The organism is Streptomyces sp. NPDC050997, from assembly GCF_040660135.1.
Taxonomy (GTDB): Bacteria; Actinomycetota; Actinomycetes; order Streptomycetales; family Streptomycetaceae; genus Streptomyces.
Map to the genome: position 1 here is coordinate 336,811 of NZ_JBFAGK010000003.1, position 23,985 is coordinate 360,795.

The 23,985-nt window shown below is 71.0% G+C and carries 21 protein-coding genes and 3 pseudogenes; 2 read left to right on the plus strand and 22 right to left on the minus strand.

Features of this window, described 5'->3' with window-relative positions:
• Positions 1-74: 74 nt before the first annotated feature.
• From AB0H86_RS08130 to AB0H86_RS08215, 18 genes and pseudogenes are all read right to left on the minus strand, one after another.
• On the minus strand, positions 75-941 hold the full coding sequence (locus tag AB0H86_RS08130; RefSeq protein WP_362434421.1) for a DUF4132 domain-containing protein: 867 nt from the start codon (positions 939-941) through the stop codon (positions 75-77).
• A gap of 284 nt (positions 942-1,225) precedes the next feature.
• Positions 1,226-2,656 (minus strand): Nramp family divalent metal transporter, encoded by a 1,431-nt coding sequence (locus AB0H86_RS08135; RefSeq protein ID WP_362434423.1) that lies wholly within the window; start codon positions 2,654-2,656, stop codon positions 1,226-1,228.
• A gap of 148 nt (positions 2,657-2,804) precedes the next feature.
• Complete coding sequence (locus tag AB0H86_RS08140; RefSeq protein WP_362434426.1) at positions 2,805-3,758, minus strand: phosphoglycerate dehydrogenase; 954 nt, start codon at positions 3,756-3,758, stop codon at positions 2,805-2,807.
• The gene (locus AB0H86_RS08145; protein WP_362434429.1) at positions 3,758-4,543 is read right to left on the minus strand and encodes an aldolase/citrate lyase family protein; all 786 of its coding nucleotides are present in this window, start codon (positions 4,541-4,543) and stop codon (positions 3,758-3,760) included. Before AB0H86_RS08145 ends, AB0H86_RS08140 begins: the two co-directional genes overlap by 1 nt.
• 31 nt (positions 4,544-4,574) lie before the next feature.
• Positions 4,575-5,555 (minus strand): aldo/keto reductase, encoded by a 981-nt coding sequence (locus AB0H86_RS08150; RefSeq protein ID WP_362434431.1) that lies wholly within the window; start codon positions 5,553-5,555, stop codon positions 4,575-4,577.
• Between the two features lie 518 nt (positions 5,556-6,073).
• Positions 6,074-6,199: pseudogene (locus tag AB0H86_RS08155) on the minus strand (TetR family transcriptional regulator); the annotation flags it as partial.
• A 162-nt stretch (positions 6,200-6,361) separates the two neighbouring features.
• A complete protein-coding gene (locus AB0H86_RS08160) occupies positions 6,362-7,525 on the minus strand; it encodes an XdhC/CoxI family protein (protein WP_362434433.1) in 1,164 nt (387 codons plus the stop codon).
• A gap of 4 nt (positions 7,526-7,529) precedes the next feature.
• Positions 7,530-8,300 carry an Asp/Glu racemase gene (locus AB0H86_RS08165; RefSeq protein WP_362434435.1) on the minus strand — a complete coding sequence of 257 codons (771 nt, stop codon included), beginning with the start codon at positions 8,298-8,300 and terminating at the stop codon, positions 7,530-7,532.
• Positions 8,301-8,370: 70 nt separating this feature from the next.
• On the minus strand, positions 8,371-8,853 hold the full coding sequence (locus tag AB0H86_RS08170) for a MarR family winged helix-turn-helix transcriptional regulator (protein WP_362434438.1): 483 nt from the start codon (positions 8,851-8,853) through the stop codon (positions 8,371-8,373).
• Positions 8,854-8,958: 105 nt separating this feature from the next.
• The gene (locus AB0H86_RS08175) at positions 8,959-9,819 is read right to left on the minus strand and encodes an alpha/beta hydrolase (protein ID WP_362434441.1); all 861 of its coding nucleotides are present in this window, start codon (positions 9,817-9,819) and stop codon (positions 8,959-8,961) included.
• Positions 9,816-10,475 (minus strand): isochorismatase family protein, encoded by a 660-nt coding sequence (locus AB0H86_RS08180; protein WP_362434444.1) that lies wholly within the window; start codon positions 10,473-10,475, stop codon positions 9,816-9,818. Before AB0H86_RS08180 ends, AB0H86_RS08175 begins: the two co-directional genes overlap by 4 nt.
• Entirely contained in the window at positions 10,472-11,173 is a 702-nt protein-coding gene (locus tag AB0H86_RS08185; RefSeq protein ID WP_362434446.1) for an SRPBCC family protein, read from the minus strand. Before AB0H86_RS08185 ends, AB0H86_RS08180 begins: the two co-directional genes overlap by 4 nt.
• Positions 11,174-11,176: 3 nt before the next feature.
• Entirely contained in the window at positions 11,177-11,797 is a 621-nt protein-coding gene (locus AB0H86_RS08190; protein ID WP_362434449.1) for a (2Fe-2S)-binding protein, read from the minus strand.
• Positions 11,798-11,802: 5 nt separating this feature from the next.
• Positions 11,803-14,154, minus strand: coding sequence for a xanthine dehydrogenase family protein molybdopterin-binding subunit (locus AB0H86_RS08195; protein WP_362434451.1), 2,352 nt, complete (start codon positions 14,152-14,154; stop codon positions 11,803-11,805).
• Positions 14,151-14,999 (minus strand): xanthine dehydrogenase family protein subunit M, encoded by an 849-nt coding sequence (locus AB0H86_RS08200; protein WP_362434454.1) that lies wholly within the window; start codon positions 14,997-14,999, stop codon positions 14,151-14,153. Before AB0H86_RS08200 ends, AB0H86_RS08195 begins: the two co-directional genes overlap by 4 nt.
• 110 nt (positions 15,000-15,109) lie before the next feature.
• Entirely contained in the window at positions 15,110-16,507 is a 1,398-nt protein-coding gene (locus tag AB0H86_RS08205; RefSeq protein ID WP_362434457.1) for an MFS transporter, read from the minus strand.
• A 129-nt stretch (positions 16,508-16,636) separates the two neighbouring features.
• Positions 16,637-17,905, minus strand: a complete 1,269-nt coding sequence (locus AB0H86_RS08210; RefSeq protein ID WP_362434459.1) for an FAD-dependent monooxygenase — start codon at positions 17,903-17,905, stop codon at positions 16,637-16,639.
• A 53-nt stretch (positions 17,906-17,958) separates the two neighbouring features.
• Entirely contained in the window at positions 17,959-18,990 is a 1,032-nt protein-coding gene (locus AB0H86_RS08215; RefSeq protein ID WP_362434461.1) for a hypothetical protein, read from the minus strand.
• Between the two features lie 670 nt (positions 18,991-19,660).
• On the opposite strand from AB0H86_RS08215, the pseudogene AB0H86_RS08220 reads away from it, so the two are divergent.
• Positions 19,661-19,831, plus strand: a pseudogene (locus AB0H86_RS08220) (NUDIX hydrolase); the annotation flags it as partial.
• Between the two features lie 210 nt (positions 19,832-20,041).
• Entirely contained in the window at positions 20,042-20,428 is a 387-nt protein-coding gene (locus AB0H86_RS08225) for a RidA family protein (RefSeq protein WP_362435241.1), read from the plus strand.
• Between the two features lie 255 nt (positions 20,429-20,683).
• On the opposite strand, the pseudogene AB0H86_RS08230 reads toward AB0H86_RS08225, so the two are convergent.
• From AB0H86_RS08230 to AB0H86_RS08245, 4 genes and pseudogenes are all read right to left on the minus strand, one after another.
• A pseudogene (locus AB0H86_RS08230) lies at positions 20,684-20,797 on the minus strand (chloramphenicol phosphotransferase); the annotation flags it as partial.
• Between the two features lie 61 nt (positions 20,798-20,858).
• Entirely contained in the window at positions 20,859-21,680 is an 822-nt protein-coding gene (locus tag AB0H86_RS08235; protein ID WP_362434464.1) for a fumarylacetoacetate hydrolase family protein, read from the minus strand.
• Positions 21,649-23,214 carry a HAMP domain-containing sensor histidine kinase gene (locus AB0H86_RS08240; RefSeq protein ID WP_362434466.1) on the minus strand — a complete coding sequence of 522 codons (1,566 nt, stop codon included), beginning with the start codon at positions 23,212-23,214 and terminating at the stop codon, positions 21,649-21,651. Before AB0H86_RS08240 ends, AB0H86_RS08235 begins: the two co-directional genes overlap by 32 nt.
• Positions 23,211-23,963 carry a response regulator transcription factor gene (locus AB0H86_RS08245; protein WP_362434468.1) on the minus strand — a complete coding sequence of 251 codons (753 nt, stop codon included), beginning with the start codon at positions 23,961-23,963 and terminating at the stop codon, positions 23,211-23,213. Before AB0H86_RS08245 ends, AB0H86_RS08240 begins: the two co-directional genes overlap by 4 nt.
• Positions 23,964-23,985: the final 22 nt, after the last annotated feature.

A 23,985-nucleotide genomic window follows, 5' to 3' on the forward strand; every position in this document is an offset into this window, starting at 1 on the left:
GGCCGTGCGGCCGGTCCCCTGGGCCTTGCTGTTGCGTGTGCGCCGGTCGGTCTCGGTCCGTCCCGTTGTGCCGTTCACGCGGCGCCGTCCGCGGTCGCGGTGCGGCCGGCGTGCAGGGCCGCGGCCATGCGCATGCCCTCGGACCAGGCCACGGGGCCGACGTCGGTCAGCCTCAGCCTGCGGCCGCGGTCGTCGTCCCAGGTCAGCCTGCCGGTGTGGCCCTCCTCCTCGTAGTACGGATTGCCGATGTCGACCGCCGCGGTGAACACCCGCCCGGTGTCGCGGATCCGGCCGATGACCTCGCTGCCGGCGACCTTGTAGCCGAGCGAGGTGGCGCGGGCGGAGAGGTGGAACCACGACCGGTACACCGCGCCGGAGAACTCGGTGACCTCGTCGGCGTCACCATCGAGGTCAGCCGGTATGCGCCAGGTGGCGCGGTGGATCTGCTCGACGCCCTGGACAAGCCCCAACTCGACCGCGAACCTGCGCAGTTCATCGAGGTCGGGGAGCAGGATCGGGTGGGGCATGGTCACCGTGCGGGGCGAGATGCTGACGGTCTCACCATCCAGGTTCACCACCCGCAGGTCACCCGAGCCGTCGGCGTCCCGCAGAAAACCGACCTCGCCGGGGCCTTCGCCGACCACGACGAGATCACGCAGGACCGACCGCCACGCCTCGTCGGGCCAGACCCGGGCCAGCAGGGCGGTCGGTACGGGCAGCGAGGACACCATCCAGTTGTCGACCTGCGCCGCGCACTCCGCCGCGTGCCAGTCCAGCCACTCGGCGAACCGTTGTAACTCGATCACTTCGGGGCGGTCCCGTAAATCGGCCGGCAGGGTGCTCAACTGCCCTTCCATGGACGCGTCCGACGCGGACCGGGCCACCACCTGCCCCTCCACCAAGGTGATTTCGTAGGTGTCGCCCACTGCCAGCCAGCCCATTGGTTCTCCGCCTCTTTCGCCGTTCTGAAAACCGGCACAGCGACCCCGGCCCCCGGATCGACCACCCCCGCTGTGACGATGTGCCAAAGACTAGAGGCACCCACTGACAGTTGGCGTGCGCCGCATTTACGTCCGTTCGCGCGGTCCGCGAGCACGCCTTCGCCCAACTGAAGAACTGGCGCACCCTCAGGGGCAGGCGCTGCAGTTTTGAAGCGCGGCTCAGGGGCCATCGGGAAGGATGGCCCCTGAGCGTTGTTCGATTGCCGCGTGTGCGGGTGGCTGGTTCAGCTGCCCGGCGTGAGACCCAGCGTGTCGAGCACCCCGTACACCCCGAGGAAGAGAATCGCCGCGCTGCTGAGGACGAGGGCCGCGGTCATCCAGGGGTTGGCGCGGAAGCGGGGCGGGACGCCGGTGTAGCGCAGGCGCCAGACCGCGATCACGACGGCGAGGAGGAAGATGCCGCCGCCGATGCCGCCGATCTGCACCATCAGGACCGGGGACTGGACCCACAGGAAGAAGGACATCCACACCGGGGGCAGGCACCAGGTGAGGATCCGGATGGTGCGGGTGCGCGAGCGCATGTCGTTCCAGTCGATCGCGCCGAGCAGACCGAGGGTGTTGGTCCACAGCCGCGGGACGCTGGCCGACGAGGCGACGGTGACCGAGAAGAGCACGGAGATCGCGCCGCCCAGGAAGAGGTACTCGGCCCAGGGGCCGAGGGTGTCGGTGTAGCTGTGCGACAGCGTGGTGATCATGTCGTTGCCCTCGGGCACCAGGCCCTGCGGATGCAGCACGGAGGCGCCGATCACGTAGAAGGACAAGGTGCAGATGGTGCACACGAACCAGGCGACGCCCACATCCAGCCGCATGACCTTGAGCCAGCCCTCGGCGCGCCGGGCACGCTGCTCGGTCCCGTCGTCGGGGCCGGTCCAGCGGGCGTAGCCCTTTTCGAGGCACCAGTAGGTGTAGGTCGTCATCTCGTCGGCGCCGACGCCGGTGATGCCGAACATGGCGAGGGCGATGCCGACCGTGCCGGCCGGGATCTGGAAGCTGAGCCCGCCGGCGAGCTGCTCGGTGCCGTACCCGAAGGCGGTGAGCGGCAGGGCGAGTGCCAGGCCGACGGTGATCACTGTCTTGAGCGTGATGCCGATGACTTCGACCCGCTCGACGACGTGGTACTTGCCCGTCTGGAGGATGAGGATGGCGGCGACGGTGACGATCACGGCCCAGATGGTGAGGGACGTGCTGCTCAGCGACCCGCCGTGGATCGGGAAGAGGATGGAGCATGCCGCGGCGGTGCCGCCGATGATGCCGCCGCGCTGGAACATCTTGGCGAAGTCCATGCCGATCCAGAGCCAGTTGATCCAGCTGAGGCGGCCGATGCGTGGTCCGACGTCGCGGAAGCCGTCCAGCGCGGGGCGGCCGTTGAGGATCGTCCAGCGGGCCAGCTCCATCTGCACCCAGACCTTGACCGCGGTGGAGATGATCACGAGCCACAGCAGGGCGAAGCCCGCCTTCGCGCCGAGCGAGGTCGTGGTGATCAGTTCACCGGAGCCGACGACCGCGGCGGACAGGACGAGCCCGGGCCCGAGATGGCGCAGGCGGCCGCGGAAGTTGTCGGGAGCCGGGCGGGCGTCTTCGGCGCGCAGCGCGTACGGGTCGGGCTGCGCGGGGGGCGGCGCCGCCGCGGCACCGTCGGTCGACGTGATGGCCATGTTCAGGTCCTAGGGGATCTTCCGGCGTCGTCACCGGAATTCGGCAGGGGGGAACAGATGTGTGTCGTGATGCCTGGTGTGTGATCTGGTGTGTGATGGGGAATCGGACTCGGCCGCCATTGGCCGGCCGGGCCTGGATCTGACGGGCTCAGCGGGCCTGGTGGTGTGGCGCCTCGCCTGCCAGTACGCGGACGACGTCCTCCGCCACCATCGCGCCCATGGCCTGGTTGGCCTCCGGAGTGCAGGCGGCCATGTGCGAGGTGAGGAGGGCGCGGGGCGCCTCGCGCAGGGGGTGGCCGGCGGGCAGAGGCTCGATGCTGAAGGCGTCGAGGGCCGCGGCCCCGAGGTGCCCGGAATGCAGCAGGGCGGCGAGCGCACTCTCGTCGATGAGGCCGCCGCGCGCCGCGTTGACCAGAACCGCGCCCGGCCGCATCGCCTCGAGGCGGGCGCGATCCAGCAGCGGCGTGCCGGACGGGTCGGGCGGGGTGTGCAGGCTGACGGCGTCGGCGCGGGCCAGCAGGTCCTCGAGGGCGGCCGGTTCGGCGCCGTGCGCGCGGATGTCGTCGCCGGGGACGTACGGGTCGTGGGCGAGCACATGCATCCCGAAGGCGCGGGCGTAGCCGGCGAGCAGACGGCCGATGCGGCCGAAGCCGACGATGCCGAGCGTCCTGCCGTGCAGTTCGGGGCCGAACAGCTTCGGCCAGCCGCTCGCCGCCACCTCGGTGTGCGAGGCGGTGATGGAACGCGTCGCCGACAGGAGCAGACCGAAGCTGTACTCGGCCACCGCGCGGGAGTTGCTGCCCGGTGCGCACACGACCGGTATGCCGCGCGCGTGGGCCGCGGCCACGTCGATGGTGTCCACGCCGACGCCGTGTTTGGCGATCACCTTGAGGCGCGGGGCAGCGTCCAGTACCTGGGCGGTGATGGGGTCCATGCCGACGATCAGGGCATCCGCTTCGGCGGCGTGGGTGAGGAGTTCGGCGGTGGGCAGGGCCGCGTCGGCGCAAGGGCGGAGCGGTCCCGCCCCGGCCTCCTCGAGGATCTGCCAGGGGCGCGCCGAATGCCGTGCGAAGGTGGGCGTCGTGATGAGCGTGGTCGGCATCAGTACGCTCCACCGCGCGCCGCATCGAGGTGGGACGTGGCGACCTGCTGCAGGTGGACGATGTCGGCCGCGACCGTGGCGAACGTGTAGCCCTCGGCGAGGCGGCGGGCGGCGCTCGCGCCGTCGGCGTTGTGGATGCCGGCCGCGATGCCCGCAGCCTCGGCCGCCTTGCTGATACGGGCCAGGGCGTGTTCGAACTCCTCCTGTACGGACGGGTCGGTGGACGTCGCGCCGCCGATGGCCAGGCGCAGGTCGGACGGGCCGACGTAGATGCCGTCGAGGCCGGGCGTCGCGCAGATCTCCTCCACGTTGGCGAGGCCGTCGGCCGTCTCGATCATGGCGAGGACGGCGGTCTGCTCGTGGGTGTCGGCCGGGTCCGGGCCGATACGGAGTTGGGCGCGCATCGGCCCGTACGAGCGGCGGCCCAGCGGAGGGTAGCGGACGGCGGCGACGGCGTCGGCGGCGTCCTGCGCGTTGTCGATCAGCGGGACGATGACGGCGGTCGCGCCGGCGTCGAGCGCCTTGCCGATGTAGGTGAGGTCGTTGGCCTCCACGCGCACCATGCCGACGGCGGTGCTGCCCTTGGTGTCGGTGGCCAGGAGGTTGCCCAGCATTCCCTGGTAGCCGAAGAGTCCGTGCTGGGCGTCGAAGGCGAGGTAGTCGTAGCCGACGCGGGCGAGGCGCTCGGCGGCGATCGGCGAGTCGAGCAGGGACCAGTAGCCGATGAGCTGCTCGCGGGCGCGCAGGGCGGCGGTGAACTCGGCTGAGGTGCGGCCGGTTGCCATGGATGTCTCCGTAATGGTGAGGGTGGGGAGGTCAGCGGTTGTAGGCGGGCATCGGGCCGCGCAGGCGGGAGCCCACCTCGTCGCAGGCGGCCAGGACGTCGGCGGGCAGCTCTCCCGCGGCGGCGGAGGCGATGTTGGCCTTGAGGTGGTCGACCTTCGAACCGCCGAGCAGCAGCGCGTCGGTGGAGGGGCGGGACAGCAGCCAGCGCAGGGCGAGGGCGGTCAGCGGCAGGCCCGCGTCGGCGGCTATCCGGGTGAGGTCGGTGACGGCGCGGAACAGGTCCTCGTTCCAGTAGCGTTCGCGGTACATCGCGGCCAGTTTGGAATCGCCGAAACGGCCGCTTTCCGGGGCCTGTTCGAAGGTGTGGCGGCCGGTGAGCAGGCCGCCGCCGAGCGGGTTGTAGACCATCGTGCGCAGGCCGGTGACGGCGGCGTACTCGACGTACTCCTCCTCGATGCGCCGCGCGAGCAGGTTGTGCAGCTGCTGGGCGACGACCGGGCGGGGCGCGCCGACCTCGTCGGCCACGCTGCTGAGCTCGGCGATCTGCCAGGCGGCGAAGTTGGAGACGCCGAGAGCGAGGACCTTGCCCTCCCGTACGAACTCGGCGACGGTCGCCAGGGTGTCGGCCATCGCCGTCGCACGGTCCGGCTGGTGCAGGTAGAAGAGGTCCACGTGGTCGGTGCCCAGGCGCTTGAGGCTGCCGTCGAGCGCGGCGCGCAGGCCCTCGGGGGAGAGCGGCGCGTGGTCGCCCTGGTCGGGGTGCGGGATGCCGGCCTTGGTGGCGAGGACCATCCGATCGCGGCGGCCGGGCAGGAGCTCGGAGAGGATGCGCTCGCTCTCGCCGCCCGCGTAGCCGTTGGCGGTGTCCACGCCGGTGATGCCCGCCTCGAGCGCGGCGTCCAGCATCGACGCGGCCGTCGTGCGGTCCGCGGTGTCGCCGAAGGTCATCGTGCCGAGGACGAGACGGGACAGCGGGACGGGGACGTGCGGGAGTTCGATGCCGACGGTCACGGCGTTTCCTTCCGGGGCGGGTGGTGCGAGCGGTGCCAGTGGTGCGATGTCGGGTGCGATGCGCGTATCGCGGGTGGTGTCGTACGTGAGCCGATTCGGCGGCATGCCGGGGTGCGGTCCGGCGATGCGATGAGGGCTGGGGCGGGACGCGGGCGGGTGGTGCGTCTGATACGCGACTGTCGGACGCCTGGTGTGCGTCTGACGTGCGCCTGGCGCGCGCAATGCGCAAGTGGCGTCGCCGTCCGGGGTGACAGGCGTCGGCGCCACCAGGAACGCTCGCATGACTGCACGAATCACGCAAGGGTTCTCGCGCGTTCCGCGCAACATGTGCCATCATCCGAGCCGGATCATCACCCCATGCACGGCGCCGACTGCTCCGGGCGTGGGCGCCGCCGACCGAGGTGGTCGCGCCTCCGCGTGGCGGCACCGCAGAACTGCGCGAGGAACTTCTCGAGCGGGCGGCGGAGACAGCCGAGGTTGCAGGCCGGTTCGAACAGGCCGTGGACGCCCGGGTCCTGACGCAGGGCGGCGGCGACCAGGCCTTCGAGGGCCTCGCGCGGTACTTCGCCGCCGCTGACCAGCCGGTCGAAGACCAGTCCGTCGATACAGGTCAGCAGGATGCGAGAGCGATTCTCGACGTCCGTCGCGGTGCGGGGAGAATACGGGCGGCCCTTCCTGGCGTACGCAGGGTTTGGGGGCGGATCGGTGAACGGCCGCCTCCTGGTCGGGGTCGACATTGCGGAGCCCGTCCGGCGCCGCCGACGTCCTGCGGCTTGCGCCCCTGGGTACGTCGCCAAGGGCGGGCCCTATCGAGGACTGCCCGGGCCCTGGGCCGTCAGCCCGTCCGGCACCCGGCGTGGGTGGATGGACGCGGTCGTCATCGTGCTCAGGGCGTGTCCCATGGCGCCCGAGCGCAGCGCGATGATCTCCGCCACGATGGACACGGCCGTCTCCTCCGCGCTCCGGCCTCCCAGGTCGAGGCCGATCGGGGAGCGCAGCCGTGCGAGAGCCGCATCGGGCACGCCGGCCTCCCGCAGGCGGCGCAGCCGGTCCTCGTGGGTGCGGCGGCTGCCCATCGCTCCCACGTAGGCGGCTCCGGTGCGCAGCGCCACCTCCAGCAAGGGGATGTCGAACTTCGGGTCGTGCGTCAGTACGCAGATGGCGGTGCGCTCGTCGACCTCCGCGCCGGCCAGCCAGCGGTGCGGCCAGTCGACGACGACCTCGTGTGCGTCCGGGAAGCGGGCGTGCGTGGCGAACACGGGCCGTGCGTCGCACACCGTCACCCTGTGCCCGAGGAAGGCGCCGAGCCGTGCCAGGGCTCCCGCGAAGTCGATCGCACCGAAGATCAGCATGCGTGGGGGTGGGGCGAAAGACTCGACGAGGACACGCGTCCCGTCCGCGAGGCGGCGCGTCGTGGCCCAGTCGGTCTCCCCGCCGAGGCGCGGGCCCGACAGCCCGTCTCCCGTGGCAAGCGGGCGTAGCAGGTCCGTGGCCTCCGCCTCCCGGTTCCGCCCGCCGAGCGTGCCCATGACGCCGGCGTCGTCCAGCACGAGAAGGCGCGCTCCGGCCGGCGCGGGACCCGACAGCACCGTCACCGCCGCCGCCCCACGGCCGTGGCGCACCGCGTCCGCGAGGGCTGACCACTGGGCGAACTGCCCGTCACCCACGGGACGTACGGTGATCTCCAGCGAGCCTCCGCAGGTCAGACCCACCGCGAAGGCGTCGTCGTCACTGACACCGAAGGTCTCGCCGGACGGCTCCCAGGTGTTGAGGGCCTGCTGCGCCAGCTCGTACACCGCGCTCTCGACGCAGCCGCCCGACACACTGCCCGCCACCTCGCCGTACTCGGACACGGCCATGGCCGCGCCGGGCTGCTTCGGCGACGAGGACCAGGTGCGGACCACACTGGCCACGGCGAAGCGGGTGCCCGCCGTGCACCAGGCGTCGATCGTCTCGAGGATGTCCCGCATCGGATCAGACGGCCGCGGGGCTCGGAACGCGGCCGCTCAGCAGGCTGCCCGCGTCGGGGACGACCGTGGGCAGGCCCAGCTCGGCCAGGAGGCAGTACGCCGTGGCGGTGGCCGCCGAGAGTACGGGCAGGCCGGCCGCCTCCTCCACCGGCTGGATCGACGACAGGGAGGGCATCTGGACGCACGCGGACAGGACCAGCGCGTCGGCCCGGGCGAGGTTCAGTCGCCGCCAGTGCTCGCGCAGGTCGGCGGGGTCGAGGCGGGCGACGGCCAGATTGTCCGGCACCTCCAGGCTCAGCGCGTCCACGACCTCGATGCCCGCGTCCTCGATGTAGTCCGCGACCAGCTGCGTGAGCGGCTTCATGTACGGCGTGAGGATGGCGACCCGCCCGGCCCCCAGGGCCCTGATGCCGTCGAGCAGGGCGCCCGCGCTCGACACCACCGGCGCCTCCGCGCCCTGGGCCCGCAGCACCCCGGTGATCTCGTCCTCGGCGGTGCAGTGGTGCCCCGGGCCCTGCGCCATGATCGCCACGAGGCAGGCCGTCGCGACCACGTCGGGCCGGGCGTCGGCGAGTTCCAGGGCCGCGCGTTCGGTCTGCGCGTTCATGGCGCGCAGTTGCTCGGGGGTGACGTGCTGCATGCGCATGCGGCTGCTGTGGAAGACGAAACGGTCTTCCGGGACCACGGATTCGCGCTGCCGCATCATGCGCGGCAGCTCCGTCTCCATGGTCAGGTTCGAGCTGGGCACGATCATGCCGATGTGGTGGTCGGTCACGGGATCCTCCGGGTGTCCGGCGTACGTACGGTCGTCGGTGACCGGGGATCCGCTGCCCGCCGCGGCGGGGTCAGAAGTCCTCGGTCAGTCCCTCCCAGTGGTCGGCGAGGGACGTGAGCAGGTGCATGATTTCTTCGCGCCGCTCGGGTCCGAACGGCGCGAGGAGCCGTTCGTCGAGCCGCCGGGCGCGGAGGTTCGCGTCGTGGAGGGTCTGCTTGCCCTCCTCGGTCAGATAGAGCAGCTTGCGCCGGCCGTCGTCCGCGGCCGTCCTGCGGACGATCAGGCCCCGGGTCTCCAGCCGCCGGGCGACGTCGGCCATCGTGGACGTGTCCAGGGCGACCGCCGACGCCATGGACCGCTGGTCGTGCCCCGGTGCCGCCTCCACGGCCTGGAGCACCGCGAACTGCGGCCCGGTGAGCGTCGGGTCGACGGCACGGATCCAGACCGCGAGGTACGCCTGGTAGAGGCGGCGGACCTGGTAGCCGGGCGCTGCGGTGAGCGCGGGGGGCGGCCCGGGAGGCGTGGACGTCGTGGTTGCGGTTTCGTCACCCATGGAGCCCACTTAAGCACGGCACTTGATCGGATCGGCAGTCCGGTCGGCAGTCGGATCGGCCATCGGTTCGACGGTCCTCCGCCTCCGGAAACTCGCACGCCGCCGTCAGCCCAGCATGGAGTGCAGTGCCTCGCGCAGGGCCGCGAGTGCGGTGGGCGGGTTGTCCCAGAACAGCATGTGTCCGGCGGCCGGGATCTTGGTCAGTACGGCCGAAGGCAGCAGCCGGGCCGCCTCCGCGGCGCCCTCCGTGGTGACGACGGGACTGTCCGCGCCGTACAGCAGCGCCGCGGGGCCGGGGACCGAGGGCCACCAGTCGAAGAAGTCCTCGTTCTCGAAACCGCGGTGCGTGGCCGCGACGGCATCCGTGTCGCAGCTCGCGAGCCAGCGGGCCCGCAACTCCTGCTCACGGCGCGGCCAGCGCGGCCAGGACCGGGACACCTCGTCGGCGTCGGTGCCGCGCCGTGCCTGTGCCAGCTGGTCCAGGAAGGCGTCCAGGGCGGTGGGGTAGGGCCCGCGCCCGGGCCCGCTCATCGGGGGATCGCCCAGCACCGTGCCTCGTAGCCCCACCTTCGCCCGGACAGCGGTGACGGCCGCGATCCGCGCGCCCATGGAGTGCCCGAAGAGGACCGGCCGGTCGAGGCCGAGGCTCGTGACGACGGCCTCGGTGTCCTCGGCGTACTCCTCCAGTCCATATGAGCCGCCGCCGTCGGACAGTCCTCGCCCGCGGACGTCGACGACCAACGGCCTGACGAGACCCGTCAATTCACGTGCCACGAAGTCCATGGTGACGGCGGGGCTGGTGATGCCGGGCAGCACGACGAGCGGGACGTTGTCACCCCCGTAGTCCAGGACGTGCAGACGCGTGGCGCCCGAACGCACCCAGCGACTGGTGGCGGGAACGTCGGCCAGATCGGCGAGGGCGGGCTGCGCCAGCAGCCGGGTGGGCGAGGGCAGCGGCGGGGTCATGTTGTGCTCCGTAGTCCGTCGAGGTACGAGACGGCGTCCTTGACGCCGATCACGTCGCCGTACTTGGCCTGGATGTCGAAGAGGTTCGCCTCGTGCGGACCCGGCGCCCGGTCCCCGACGCACTCCCGGGGCACCAGCACCGAGAACCCGGACTGCACGGCGTCCACGGCGGTGGCCCGTACACAGCCGCTCGTCGTCGCCCCGCACACCAGCACCGTGTCGCAGCCGGCCCCGGTCAGCAGGGCGGCCAGAGAGGTGCCGAAGAACGCGGAGGCGCCCTTCTTCACGATCAGGTGGTCCTTCGGACCTCGCGACAGCCGCGGATCGAGGGCGACCTCCTCGCTGCCCTCGGCCATGCTCCGCATGCCCGGAACCTTGTCCAGCCAGGTGACGGCTTCGCCCGTCGCCTCGGCCGGCGTGTAGGCGATCGTGGTGAACACGACCGGCACCCCGGCCGGACGCGCCGCCGCGATCAACTCGCCCGTGGCACCGACCACGTCGGTGAGATCGGCTCCCGAGGGGAAGCCCGCCTCGGTGAAGCCGCGGGTGAGGTCCACCACGAGGACGGCGGGCCTGCTGCCGCGGCGCACGGGCGCGCCGAATCCCGCCCGCTGGTAGGTCCGCTCGGTCTCCCGCCCGTACCGCGCGCCGCTCATGACGCCCTCCGCAGGGTCCGCAGCTCCCGCGCCTGGGCGCCGAGCCGGCCGAGCAGCCAGCCTTCGAGGAGTCCGAACGCGAACGCCCCGGCCACCAAGCCGTACTTCGCGGCCGAAGGGCCGAGCAGCATCGCCAGGCCGTCGAGGTCGGAGTCCGCAGCGAGGGCCGGCCGCGCCACGGCGGGAGCTGTTGCGGACGCGGACGAGAAAGGCACGGGCGAAGGGGCCTCGGGCAGGGAGGTCCCGGTGACCCGGTCCTGGTCCAGCAGACTCCCCAGGTTCCGCGCGAACTGCTGGAGGATCCGCTCCGACACCGTGACGATCGCGCCCTTGCCGAACTGGACGATCTTGCCGCGGATCACGAGGTCCGTGGAGAGCTGGAGCAGTGCTCCCTCGGGCGCCGCGAGCACTTCGAGGGAGACCTCGGCCTCCGCGTCTCCACTGCCGTGGATGTCGGCACCGCGAGCCTGCGCCCGCAGCCGCCGCCGCTCGGCGTCGACCTCCAGGAAACGTACGGTGCCGGCGTAGGAGGAGCTGATGGGGCCCACCCGGATCTTCACCTTCCCCCGCCAGGCGTCGCCATCCTGCCCGTCGAGTGCGGCGCCCGGCATGCAGGAGGCGACTCGTTCGACGTCGTTCATCAGGGCGAAGACCTCGTCCGGGGAGGCCTCGACCAGCACCGTGTTGGTGAGCCGCATGGGTCAGTGCTCCTTGCTGTCACAGGGCTGAGCGCAGGTCTGAGTGCCAGGCTGAGCGCAGGTCTGAGCGCCGGGCTGAGTGCCGGGCTGAGCGCCGGGCTGAGCGCAGGCCCGGCGCCGAGCCGTCGCGCATCCGTCGATCGCCTCGACGATGGTCTGGTAGCCGGTGCACCGGCACAGATTGGCTGCGACCACCTCGCGGATCTCCTCCTTGGTCGCCTCGGGCCGCTCGGCCAGGAACCCCTCGGCGAGCATCAGGAACCCGGGCGTGCAGAACCCGCACTGCAGCGCGTGGTGCTCGCTGAACGCCCGTTGCAGATCGCTCAGTTCACCCCCGCCGCCACCCGCTCCGTCCGACAGCGACTCGACCGTTCGGATCCGGGCTCCTTCGGCCTGCGCCGCGAACATCAGGCAGGCGCGGACGGGCGCGTTGTCGACCAGGACCGTGCAGGCCCCGCAGATGCCGTGCTCGCAGCCGACGTGCGTACCGGTCAGCCGCAGTTCGTGACGCAGTACGTCGACGAGGGTGCGGCGGGGCTCGGTGACCACGTCGTACTGCATGCCATTGACGTCGAGGGTGATGAGCTGCAGCTTCGGCTGCACCGTCAAGGCGTCGTTGTTCATGAGGCTCACGAAGGCAGCTCCAGGTTCAGGGCGCGGTGCACGGTCTCGGGAGTGACCGGCGTGTGGTCGAGCTCGACACCCGTGGCGCGCAGGGCGTCGTTGACGGCGTTGAGGACGGCGGCGGGTGCCCCGATGGTGCCGCCCTCGCCGACGCCCTTCGCGCCGGTCTCGGTGAACGCGCTGGGCGTCTCCAGGTGGTGGATCAGCACATCGGGGATCTCGTGGGCGGTGGGCACCTTGTAGTCCATGAAGCCGGTCGCCGACGGCTCGCCCTGTGCGTCGTACGTCACCTGCTCGAACAGCGCGCCCGCGATGCCCTGCGCGATGCCGCCCCGGCACTGCCCGTCCACGACCTGCGGGTTGATGGCGACACCGCAGTCCTCGACGCACACGTACCGCAGGATCTCCACCTGCCCGGTGCCCTCGTGGAGTTCGACGACGCAGCCGTGGGTGGCGTTGGAGAAGGTGCCGTCGGTGAAGACGTCGAAGGCGGCGGTGACCGACAGGCCCGGCTCGATGTCCTTCGGCAGCAGATGGGCCCGGAGGTAGGCGATGTCGGCGATCTCCTCGTAGGTGAGGACGCCAAGGGCGTCGCGGCGGCGGGCGGCGCCGTCCGCCAGCTCCACCTCGGCGGGGGCGACGCTCCAGCGGGCGGCTGCGATGGCGCGCAGCTTGTCGCCGAGCTTCGCCGCGGCGAGGCGGACGGCGCTGCCGCCGATGGTGATGGAGCGGCTGGCGAAGGTGCCGAAGCCGTAGGTGATGCGGTCGGTGTCGCCCTGATGGAGCCTCACCTTGCTGATGTCCAGGCCGAGTTCGTCGGCGACGATCTGCGCCATCGTCGTCTCGTGGCTCTGCCCGTGGTTCATCGTGCCGGTGGTGAAGGTGACCGCGCCGCTGGTGTCCATCCGCATCTCGGAGATGTCGAATCCGGGCACCACCTGCATCTTGCGCTGTGCGAAGGCCGCCGATCCGTAGCCGGTGCGCTCGCTGAAGCACGAGTAGCCGATGCCGAGGTGCCGGCCCTCGGCCGCCGCCGCTGCCTGTTTCTCGTACCAGCCCTCCTCCCGGACGAGCCGCTCGCACAGGTTCAGTGACTCGAGATAGGAGCCCGGGTCGTAGGTGATGTTGTTGACGCCCGTGTACGGGAATTCCGTGATGACGTTGCGGCGGCGGATCTCGACCGGATCCAGGCCCAGTTCGCGTGCCGCGCGCTCGAACAGCCGCTCCACGACCATCACGTACTGGGGCCGGCTCACCCCGCGGTACGGCCCGGTGGGCGCCTTGTTGGTAGTGACCGCCCTGCCCCGCACCCGGTACGCGGGCACCTTGTAGACGCCTGGCATCTCGGCGGCCGCCATCAGGGGCTCGATGCCCGCCGTGAAGGGGTAGCAGGAGTACGCGCCCATGTCGCAGACCACGTCCGCGTCGAGCGCGAGGATCCTGCCCTCGGCGTCGAAGGCCGCGCGCGCCCGGTAGTGCTGCTCGCGGGCGAGGAACGACGCGGACAGGGCGTCCTTGCGGTCCTCGATCCACTTCACCGGCCGCCGCAGGTGCAGCGCGGCCGCGGCAGCGGCGATCTCCTCGCGGCCGACGACGCACTTCTGGCCGAATCCGCCGCCCATGTCGGGCACCACGACCCGCACGGCGCGCTCGTCGAGGCGCAGGCAGCGGGACGCCACCGTGCGCACCTGGTGGGGAATCTGGGTGCAGGTGTGCAGGACGAGCTGTTGCTCGCGGTCGTCCCAGTCCGCCACGACGCCACGGGTCTCCAGCGGCAGCGCGTTCTGCCGTCCGGTCCTCGTGTCGACCTCGACGACGCACAGCGCGGACTCGAAGAGCTGGTCGATGCCGTCGGTCGCGAAGAGCGAGACGTCCACCAGGGTGTTGTGCGCGGCCTCCGCGTGGACGAGCGGGGCGCCGTCGGCGAGCGCCGCCTCCTCGGACATGACCGGGGGCAGTGTGGCGTACGAGACCTTCGCCGCCTCCAGGCCGTCCTCCGCGGCGTACGCGTCGTGGGCCACGACGACGGCGATCGGCTCCCCGACGTAGCGGACCTTGTCGCGGGCGAGGACCGGCATGGCTGTCGGGACGAACTCCGTGAGCGGGCGCCCCAGTTGAGCGACGATGTCATCCAGCTCCAGGTCTTCGGCCGTGAACGCCGCGACGACGCCCGGGACTTCACGCACCGCGGACAGGTCCACCGAGGCGAGCTCGGCGTGCGCGACCGTGCTGCGCACGAACTGGGCGTGCAGCATGCCGGGCAGCGCGATGTCGTCGACGAACCGGCCTCGCCCGGAGACCAGCCGCGGATCCTCGCGGCGGCGAACCGCCTTGCCCACCAACTTCGGTTCATTCATGGGTACATGGCCTCCTCGCAGGCACGACGGACCAGGGTCCGGACGAGTTGCTTGCGGTAGTGCGTGCTGCCGGACGCGTCGGCGGGCGGCTCGACGGCCTCCGCCGCGGCGGACGCGCACGTCTCGAAGGAGCCGCCGTCGGCCAGTACGGCCTCCGCCTCGGGCACACGGACAGCGGCGGACGCCACCCCGCCGAGTGCCACCCGTCCGGAGCGCACCTCACCGTCCTCGACGTCGAGGTCGACGGCGGCGGCCACGAGGGCGAAGTCCCCGCGCCGCTCGGCGAATTCGGTGAGCGCGGCGTGCGGTGCGGGACGGGGGAAGACGACCTCGACGAGGAGCTCGTCCGGATCGAGGGCCGTCGTGTAGTAGCCGAGGAAGAAGTCCCCGGCCGTGATCGTGCGCTCTCCCCGGGGCCCGCGTGCCACGAACTCCGCGCCGAGCGTGACCGCGAGCAGGCACCACTCGGCGGTGGCGTCGCCGTGCGCGATGCTGCCGCCGACCGTGCCGCGGGTGCGGATCGGCAGGTGCCCGATCCAGGTCATGGCCTTCTTCAGGACCTCGAAGCCCGCCCCCAGCACCCCGGCCGGGTCGGTCTCCACCGTGTGATGGGTGGTGAGCGCCCCCATGCGCAGTCCGCCGTCGGCGTCCCGGTGCATCCGGTCCAGTTCCCGCAGGCCGCCGATGTCGACGAGGTGCCGCGGCCGGGCCAGCCGGTAGTTCATCATCGCGACGAGACTCTGCCCGCCGGCGATGACCTTGGCGTCGTCGCCGAGCTCGGCCAGCAGCCACGCCGCTCCGTCGACGTCGCGGGCCCGGTGGTACTGGAAGGGGGCGGGCTTCATGGTCCTCCTTGCGTGCGTTCCATACGGGTCGTGCCGTTCAGGTGCCGGGCGGTCCTCACGAGGCCGGCCGGTCCCGGTCCTACCCGCGTGCGGGCGGTGTCCCGGAGGCCTCAGAGCGCCGCCTGCTCGGGGACTCCCCGAGTCGCGACGGCCACCGTCTCCTCGTCATCGGCGTCGAGGACCCGGCCCTTGGTCTCCGGTGCCGCGAACGCCATCCACACGACGGCCAGCAGCACCGCGAACCCCAGTACCGCGAAGGTCATCGGCAGCCCCAGCACGGGCCACATGAGCGAGCCGAACAGCATCGGGGCGAATCCGGTGAGCGCCCGGCTGACCGACGAGGCCCAGCCGAAGCCGCTGGCCCGCAGCTCGGTGGGGTACAGCTCCGAGGCGTACGCGTACAGGACGGGAATGGTGAGCTGGATCAGGAAGCCGAAGACGGCGATCGCCACGACGGACCCCGTCGGCATCTCCATCACCAGCGCGAACACGACCAGCGCGAGGGACGCGACCGGCGCCGAGATCCCGATGAGCCACTTTCGGCCGACGATGTCGACGAGGGCCGTGGACACCAGCACACCGACGATGCCGACCCCGCTCATGAGGGTGGTCTTCATGAAGGCCGCCGTGTCACCGAGACCCTCTTCCCGCAGGATCGTCGGCATCCAGCTCAGGGCCGCGTAGTAGACCAGCATGATGGTGGCGAACAGCAACCAGGCCGCGGAGGTGATGCGCGGGCTGAAGCGCCAGATGCGGCGCAGCTGCTCGGCCGCGGCGGCCACCCCGCGCGGCCCGGTCTCGGCGACGGGCTCCGGGATCGTGTACGGCACGACCGGGGCGCCGGTGCCGGCGACCAGGTCGTCGATGACCTTCCGGGCCTCCACCTCGCGGCCCTTCTTCGTCAGGTAGATGGGCGACTCCGGGATGCCACGGCGCGCCCAGAACAGCAGCAGCGCGGGCAGGACCATGGTCGCCAGCATCCACCGCCAGTTCCCGTTGACCGTCAGCAGCGCCGTCGACACGAACCCGCACAGCGTGACGCCCACCGGCCACCACACATCGAGCCCGGTCAGCACCCGGCCCCGGTACTTGCGCGGCGAGAACTCGCTCACCAGCGCGTAGTCCACCGGGATACAGCCGCCGAGACCGACGCCCGCGAGGAAGCGCAGTGCGAGGAAGACGGGGTACGTGGGCGAGAGGGCACCGAGGACGGAGAACAGGGCGAAGATCAGCAACGTGACGCTGAAGGCCTTCTTCCGGCCGATCCGGTCCGCGACCGAGCCCCAGGCGATGGCGCCGACGGCCATGCCGACGAGGTTGGCGGTCGCGACGAGCCCGCGATCGCTCAGCGAGAGGTCGAACTGCTCACCCACGAGCGGCATGAGGAAGCCGTTCAGGGCGATGTCGTACGCGTCGAAGAGGTACCCGAGGCCACCGATGATGAAGATCTTTCCCTGGACGGGCCATTTCCAGGGGAGTTCCTGAACGATCTGATCGCCTGTTTTCACGTTCGCTCCACGGTGTTGCGTGTCTGATACGTGCCGCACGATTGCGGACGCGTTTTTCGCGGGGCTCCGGCGTGCGGGCCGGGGTTCGTCAGGGGGGTGGCGGTCTCGAGGGGGGATGGGGTGGCAGGTTTACTGGGCGAACTGGTAGGAGAACGCGCCGAGGTCCGGGTCGTTGAGCGGGGTGCCCGACCACAGCCAGTCGTAGGACAGGTCGGATTCCCCGTCGAAGTTCCTGAGCTTCTCGTCCCTGGCCCGCTGCTCGGGGCCGTCGGGCAGGTGGTAGAACGTCTTGTTCCGCAGCGACGCCTCCTGGACCATTCCGGCGTGCTTGGCGCGTCGGTCGACGTAGCGGCGCAGCGCTCCCTCGACCCCGGCGGCCGTGACCGCGCCGAGCTCCTCGGCCAGTACGGCGGCGTCCTCCATGGCCTGTGAGGCGCCCTGCGCCTGGTAGGGGAGCATCGCGTGGCAGGCGTCGCCGAGGAGGGCGACACGGCCGTCCATCCACACCGGGTCGCGGCGCCGGTGGTAGAGCGCGAAGGCGGAAACGTCCTCCTTCGCCTTGGACAGCATGGCCGGTACCCGGTCGTCCCAGTCGGGGAACGCGTCCACGAGGTCCTGCGCGGTCGCGGTCACGCTCCACTTCTCGGCGACCTCGTCCGTGCAGGGCACGCATGCCACGACGTTGAGGTACTCGCCGCCGCGGATCAGGTAGTGGACGAGGTGCCGGTCGGGCCCGTACCAGATGGTGCTCTGGAATCGGTCCATGAGCCAGCGCGTCGCCGGGTCGGCGGCGATGAGATCACCGGGGATCAGTGCCCGGTAGGCCATCTCACCGGAGAACACCAGCGTGTCGGCGAGGCCCATCAGGTCACGTGTTCGCGAGCGGATGCCGTCGGCGCCGATGAGCACGTCGCCGGCGTGGCGGCGCCCGTCCTCGGTGACGGCCACGGGACGCTCCGGGTCCGTGCGGTCCAGCTCGACGACCTTGCTTCCGGTGTGCACCGCGACGACGGGGCCGGGGCCGGCGGGGTCGACGCACGCGTCCAGCAGGACGCGGTGAAGATCGGCCCGGTGGTAGTGCCAGTAAGGGGCGTTGAACTCGTCCTTGCAGCGCTGCCCCAGCGAGGTCAGACCGACGACGCTGCCGTCCTTCCACCGGCGCCGCACCTGATCGAGCGGCTCGGTGTGAATGGCCTCCATCTGCGGGCGCAGCCCGAGCCCCATCAGCACCCGGCTCGCGTTGGGCGCCGTCTGGATGCCGGCGCCGACCTCGCCGAGTTCGGCCGCCTGCTCCAGGACGGTGACCCGCAGACCGCGCTGCCGCAGGGCCAGCGCTGCGGTCATCCCGCCGAGGCCTCCCCCGACGACGGTGACTTCGTACGACTGACTGGACGCCACTCTTCCTCCAACTCGCGGGCGTGTACGGGTACTTCGTGCGAAGGCCGCTGTGGTCAGCCGTCGACGAGCTTCCCTCCGGTGACGACCTCGACGTCGTCGACAGTGACCGTGCAGCCGCGCATCGCGATGTCGAGGTGGGCGTACGACTCACGCCCGAGGACCGGGTGCGGTCCGGTCGACCACAGGAAGTTGCCGGCGAAGGCGCGGGCGTCCATGCCCATCAGGTCGTCCTTGCCGTACATCGCCGTGGCGAACCAGTCGGCCGTACGCATCAGGCCCCAGCCCATGTGGGAAAGGCTGCGCGCCCACTGGTCCCGGGCGTCTTCGAAGAACGTCGAAAGCAGCTCGGCCTCGGCGCCGCCGGACACCTTCTCGATGTGCCCGCCCGAGATCTGCAGGGTGACGGGAGACCGGACGTACTCCTTGAAGGGCAGCAGGATGTCACCCTCGGCGAGCACGATCTGCCCTTCGGAGATCTCCGGCCAGCACAGCACCATGGTGCTGGGCCAGTGGTCCCAGCGGCCCGGATCGTCGGCGAAGCCGCACTGGAACTCCGGCTTCGATCCGGCGAGCTGAACGGTCAGGTCGGTCCCCGCGTCCGAGGTGACGCGCATGACGGACGACCGCTTCAGCAGGTCGACGCCCGCCAGCACCTCGTCTTTGTCGCCCTCCTTGGGCAGATTGCGGATCAGCACGTCGGGGGCGTCGCAGACGAAGATGATGCGGGTGCCGGCGCGCAGGATCTCCTGCTGGACCGGCGCGTGGATGAAGCCCTCGCGGGTCAGGTCGACGACCAGGTCGGCCGACTTCAGCAGGTCCTGCGCGGTGCTGTCGTTGAGTACGGAGACCAGGCCCGGGCCCGCACCGGTGTGGGTGCTGGGCATAGGCGCGGGGCTGCCGCCCGGCACGGTCGCGGCGATGACATGCGCCCCGCACGCCTTGGCCGCGCCGAAGGCGGCCGCCACGTAGTCGCCGCGGCTGCCGGGCTCGGACAGCACCACGACATGCTCGCCGCTGCGTAGCTTGCACAGTCGCAGCTCACGTGTGAAGGCGTCGAGCAGATCGACGGACGAAAGATCGAACACGAGGTTCCTCCCGGGGCTTGCTGACGGGTTCCCGTCGCGCTCCTCGCACCGGAAACCGGGCATGGCGCAGCCGTGCTCCGGGCACGGCGACGGAAGGGCGAGGGAAGGAGGGGGACGGGAGCGGTGGGCAGGTTGGAGACACGCCGCCGCATTGGGGTTGAGCAGCGGATTCGGAACGGTGGCGTGCTGTCCGACCGAGATAATCCGAACACGTACTATCTCGGCTTGGCAAGGGGGTGTGCGCCGAGTTAACACGGTTCTTTCGTGACGCACCGTCAAGCGAAGCGCACATGTGCGGCCTGACCTCGGCTTCGCGCTTACGGCGCTGTTCAGCTGAACGAAGCCGAGCGGAAGGGCGGGGTTTCGCAGCGTGCCCAGGTTGTAGCCGCCGATGGTGAAAGCCAGGGCCGAGGTCTCCGACGGGTCCGGCCGCACGATCCGACGGGTGATCGCGGACATCCCGAAGACACAGACTCCGACTGCCCCGCGCCGGCAGCGGGCTCCGGCCGGCGTAAGGAGCGCAAGCCCCCGGGGCGCCGACCACACCGCCGACTACACCGCGCACAGCGGCTGCCACCAGCCCCCGCATCCGCCGCGGAACCGGCGATCGCTCCCCACCGTCAGCTTGAACACCGCGATACCTGCTCTGCGACCTTCGAGAGGTGCTGACATGCCGCCCACCCGATCCGACATCAGCACCCTCGCGCAGACGTACCTGGTCTGCCACCTCACGTGCAGTGCCGTGGTGATCGACCGGGACCGGCGGGTGCTGCACATCCACCACAAGGCGAGCGGCCTGGTTCTCGTCCCCGGCGGCCGTACCGAGCCAGGGGATTGCACCCTGCTGGCCACTGCGGTACGTGAGGTGGGCGAGGAGGCCGGATCAAGCCCGGCGACCTGTGCCTCACCCTGCAGCTCCTCGGGGTCCCGATCGACATCGACGTTCACGACATCGACGCCCGCCCGGACAAGAATCAGCTTTCCCTGTGCCCTGCGCGTGGACGAGGATCGGTCCGCAGTTTCCTCATCCGTCCAGAGAGCGAGGCAGTCGATGGAACTCGTGCCCCACAACCCGACCGAAGGTGTCTACGCGGCAACCGACGACTACGTGCACGCCATGGAGGTCCGAGGCGCCGGACGGCTGCTGTTCGTCGCCGGCACCATGGGGCTCGACCCGGCCGGGAAACCCGGGGCTGACCTGGCGGAGCAACTCGAGCTGATCTGGTCGAACATCCGCGCCATCCTCACCTCGGCAGGTATGACCGTCGACAACATCGTGCGCCTGACCAGCTATCTACGAGACCCCGCCTACGCTGAGGCCAACGCCGCCGCCCGGACGGCCGCGCTCGGGGGCAGGCGTGTCCCGACAACCGCGATCGTCGCCGCCACGCTGGACAACGACTGGCTCGTCGAAATCGAGGTCATTGCCGCGGGGTGACATCCCGCACGCTTGGACGTCGATGTGGCGCGTACGGTAACCGCGTGGGCAGGGACGGGGTGCCCCGGCTGGGGCTGGTCGTGGTCGCAAATAAGGCCTCGCACATGGGCCGCCGCGGTCGCGGCAACGGAGGCAATCACCTGCTGGGGGACCCGGCTCGTGATCTGGTGAGTGCCTCGCGCTGGAGCGCGGAGGTCGGGCGGCTCGGGCCGACCTGTCGGGGCGGCGTCGCCGAACGCTTGACGGCTGCGCGTCGAGCGATTCGGCATGGGTGGTGTCGACCTCCACGTCGTACACGACGCCCTTGTGGACCGACTCGGCCTGCTGGGCAGCCATGCCGGGCACCCGGTCGCCCCGGTGGCTCAGCCGGGCGGTGGGGTCCGTACAAGGCCGGCCGGCCGGGGTAATGGCGCCTGCCACTCGCGCTCCCCTACGTGCGCGCTTCTGGCGCGTAGGTGGCCGTGAAATGGGTGTCGATATCACCCAGGCCCTTGATGGCGACGTGGAGGCTCTGGCCGGGGGCGAGGGGGTGGTCGAGGGTGCCGCCTGGTGTGCCGGTGGTGATGAGGTCGCCCGGATGCAAGGTGGTCACGGTGCTGGCGTGGGCGATGAGGGTGGCGACGTCGAAGTGCAGTTCGGAGGTGTTGGCCTTCTGGACCAGCCGGCCGCCGAGGGTGGCCGTCAGCGTCAGTCCCCGCCCTCCTGTGGGGAGTTGGTCGGGGGTGACCAGAGTCGGCCCGATGAGGAGGATGGAGCGGGACTCGGGCGGCTGCGCGGGGTGGTCGGTGGTGTGCAGGTGGTTGATGACGGCGTATCCGGCGATGTGGCGGTGGGCCGTGGCCGTGGTGATGTGGTGGGCGTGGTGCGAGATGACGACTCCGAGTTGCACACCCCAGTCCGTGCTTCGGTCGGGTGGTACGGGGAGTGGGACGGTCGTTTGTGTGCCCGCGGTGGTGCTCGGGCGGGCCATGCTCAGAGTCGGCGCCGGGGGGTGCTGCTGGTCGAGTTCTTTGATGCGTGTCGGGTAGTTGGGTCCGACGCTGATGACCTTGCCGGGAGTGAGCGGAGGCAGCGTCGTGGCGGTGGGGAGGCGGAGCTGTTCGCCTCTGTGGGTCGCGGCGCGCTGTGCCCAGTCAGGGCCCGATGCGATCAGGGCGCCCACGTCGGGGTGGGGCAGGAGGGTGAGGTGTTTCTTTTCGATGCGGGCTGCGGCGGTGCGGTCACGGGTGACCCGGATCGTGGTGAGCCTCATCGGTGTCGTCCTTCGGCGCGGTTGTCGAGTCGGGCAGAAGCAGGCGGAAGGTGCAGCCGTCGCCGGGGCGGTTGTCCAGTTCGAGGCGTCCGCCGTGGGCGGCGGCGATGGCCGCGGCGATGGCCAGTCCGAGGCCGGAGCCGGGTTCGGGAGCGGCTTTGAAGGCGGGTTCCGTCGGCTGGTCGAGTGGGGTCGCGCGGTAGAAGCGGTCGAAGACGTGGGGTGCCTCGTCAGGCCTGATGCCGGGGCCGTTGTCGGTGACCTCGATGACGCAGACTGGTGTGCCGGGCGGCAACGGCCGGCCGCTGCCGAGGCTCCTGCCTGTGTGGGTGCGGGTGGCGCCGACTCGGACGGCGATGCTGCTGCCGGCGGGAGTGTGGGCGCAGGCGTTGGACAGCAGGTTGCCCAGAACTTGGGCGAGTTGATGGGGGTCGCCTGGTGTCTCGATGACGTCGAGGTCGCCTTCGGGGCCAGGAGGATATGTCGCGAGGGGTTCCAGGCCGATGGCTCGGCAGGGGTGGCGTATCGCCGTGCTGGCGATGGCGTCGGCCGTCAGGGAGAGGAGGTCGACGGGTTCCCGGTGCGACACGGGTGTCTCGCCGAGCTTGGCGAGGAGGAACAGATCGTCGACGAGACGGCTCATGCGGTCGGCGTTGTGGGCGATCAGAGCGTGTGCCTCCCGACGCCGCCGGCCGGACATCTCGGTGTCGTCCAGGAGGAGTTCGGCGAAGCCCTGGATCGCTGTCAGCGGGGTGCGCAGCTCGTGGCCGGCGTCGGCCATGAAGTGGCGCATCCGCGCCTCTGAGTTCTCCGTGCGGTGCAGGGCGGTGCGCAGGCGGTCGAGCATGGTGTTGAGGGCCAGACCGAGCCGGCCGACCTCGGTGTCCGGGTCCGCCACAGGGACGTTGAGTTCCAGGGCGCCCCTGGTGATGTGCTGGGCGGTGTGCTCGACACGGGTGAGCGGGCGCAGTCCGAGGCGGACGGCGAAGTTGCCCAGGACGACCACGCCGGCGGCGACCGCGGCGCCCAGGCCGAGGCTGAGCCAGAGGAGTTTTGTGGTGGCGCCGTCCACCGTGTCCAGTGAGAGGGCGACGACGGTACTCATGTGGTCGGGGCCGGAGTAGACGATCACCCGCCAGCCGGAGCCCTCGGCGCGAACGGTGCTCGGCCGCCCGGTGGGCAGGTGGAGGTCGGCCGCCTGCTGCGGTAGAAGGGGCCCTGGGCCGTCACTGCTTCCCAGGGAGGTACGCAGCAGATGTCCGTCCTTGTCGTAGAAGTAGGCGCGGTAGTCCGAGGGCAGCGCGTTGTCCGAGGTCGGCGGCGGCCGCATCGTTCCGTCGTCGGCTATGTCTTCGTAGACACGGCCCGGCGGCTTGAAGTGGAAGAGCCGACTGTCGACCTGGTCGGTGAGCCAGCCGCGCAGCACGGTGAGGCCGGCGAGTTGGCACAGAAGCACGGCGCTGGTGGCCAGGAGACAGGCGATGAGGACGAGGCGGCTGCGCAGGGAGCGCGGACGCCGGCGGGGCCACTTCACCGGGCGGCCGTGCGCGTCTCGTCACGCGGCAGGCGCAGGCAGTACCCGACGCCGCGCACGGTGTGGATCAGCACGGGTGGATCATGGTCGATCTTGCGGCGCAGGTTCTTGATGTAGGTGTCGACGATGCGGGTGTCGCCTGAGAAGCCGTACTGCCAGACCTGCTGGAGGATCTCGGCCTTTTCCAGGACGTGTTCCGGGTGGGCCAACAGGCAGGCCAGCAGCCGGAATTCGGTCGGCGACAGTCTCAGCAGGTGGTCCGCGCGCCGTACTTCGTACGTGGCCTCGTCCAGGGTGAGGTCGGCGTAGCGCAGGGGTGGGCGGCTGCCGGTGGTGGAGGCCGGTGCGTTGCTGCGGCGCAGGATGGCGCGGATGCGCAGGAGCACTTCCTGGACGTGGAAGGGCTTGGTGACATAGTCGTCGCCACCGGCGCTCAGGCCGATGATGCGGTCCTCGACTCCGGTCCGGGCGGTGAGGAACAGCACCGGCGTGTAGACGCCCTGGGTGCGCAGGTCGCGGGTGAGCTGGAAGCCGTCGGTGTCGGGCAGCATGACGTCCAGGACGATCAGGTGGGGTCGGCGGCTGCCGGCCTCGAACATGGCTTCCTGTCCGCTGGCGGCGCTCGCCACGGCGTAGCCGGCGGCGGTGAGCGCGGAGGTGAGCAGGGTGCGGATGCTGGCGTCGTCCTCCACGACCAGGACGGTGTACCCGGCGGCGGGCGTGCGCGGGAGGGTGTGCTGCTCGATCACGTTCTGGCACCTCGGGGTACGG

What these genes read in the sequence shown, in the direction of transcription:
- AB0H86_RS08130 (WP_362434421.1), bottom strand. Translation starts at nt 941, where the DNA reads ATGGGCTGGCTGGCAGTGGGCGACACCTACGAAATCACCTTGGTGGAG.
- AB0H86_RS08135 (WP_362434423.1), bottom strand. Translation starts at nt 2,656, where the DNA reads ATGGCCATCACGTCGACCGACGGTGCCGCGGCGGCGCCGCCCCCCGCG.
- AB0H86_RS08140 (WP_362434426.1), bottom strand. Translation starts at nt 3,758, where the DNA reads ATGCCGACCACGCTCATCACGACGCCCACCTTCGCACGGCATTCGGCG.
- AB0H86_RS08145 (WP_362434429.1), bottom strand. Translation starts at nt 4,543, where the DNA reads ATGGCAACCGGCCGCACCTCAGCCGAGTTCACCGCCGCCCTGCGCGCC.
- AB0H86_RS08160 (WP_362434433.1), bottom strand. Translation starts at nt 7,525, where the DNA reads ATGCGGGACATCCTCGAGACGATCGACGCCTGGTGCACGGCGGGCACC.
- AB0H86_RS08170 (WP_362434438.1), bottom strand. Translation starts at nt 8,853, where the DNA reads ATGGGTGACGAAACCGCAACCACGACGTCCACGCCTCCCGGGCCGCCC.
- AB0H86_RS08175 (WP_362434441.1), bottom strand. Translation starts at nt 9,819, where the DNA reads ATGACCCCGCCGCTGCCCTCGCCCACCCGGCTGCTGGCGCAGCCCGCC.
- AB0H86_RS08180 (WP_362434444.1), bottom strand. Translation starts at nt 10,475, where the DNA reads ATGAGCGGCGCGCGGTACGGGCGGGAGACCGAGCGGACCTACCAGCGG.
- AB0H86_RS08185 (WP_362434446.1), bottom strand. Translation starts at nt 11,173, where the DNA reads ATGCGGCTCACCAACACGGTGCTGGTCGAGGCCTCCCCGGACGAGGTC.
- AB0H86_RS08190 (WP_362434449.1), bottom strand. Translation starts at nt 11,797, where the DNA reads ATGAACAACGACGCCTTGACGGTGCAGCCGAAGCTGCAGCTCATCACC.
- AB0H86_RS08195 (WP_362434451.1), bottom strand. Translation starts at nt 14,154, where the DNA reads ATGAATGAACCGAAGTTGGTGGGCAAGGCGGTTCGCCGCCGCGAGGAT.
- AB0H86_RS08200 (WP_362434454.1), bottom strand. Translation starts at nt 14,999, where the DNA reads ATGAAGCCCGCCCCCTTCCAGTACCACCGGGCCCGCGACGTCGACGGA.
- AB0H86_RS08225 (WP_362435241.1), top strand. Translation starts at nt 20,042, where the DNA reads ATGGAACTCGTGCCCCACAACCCGACCGAAGGTGTCTACGCGGCAACC.
- AB0H86_RS08235 (WP_362434464.1), bottom strand. Translation starts at nt 21,680, where the DNA reads ATGAGGCTCACCACGATCCGGGTCACCCGTGACCGCACCGCCGCAGCC.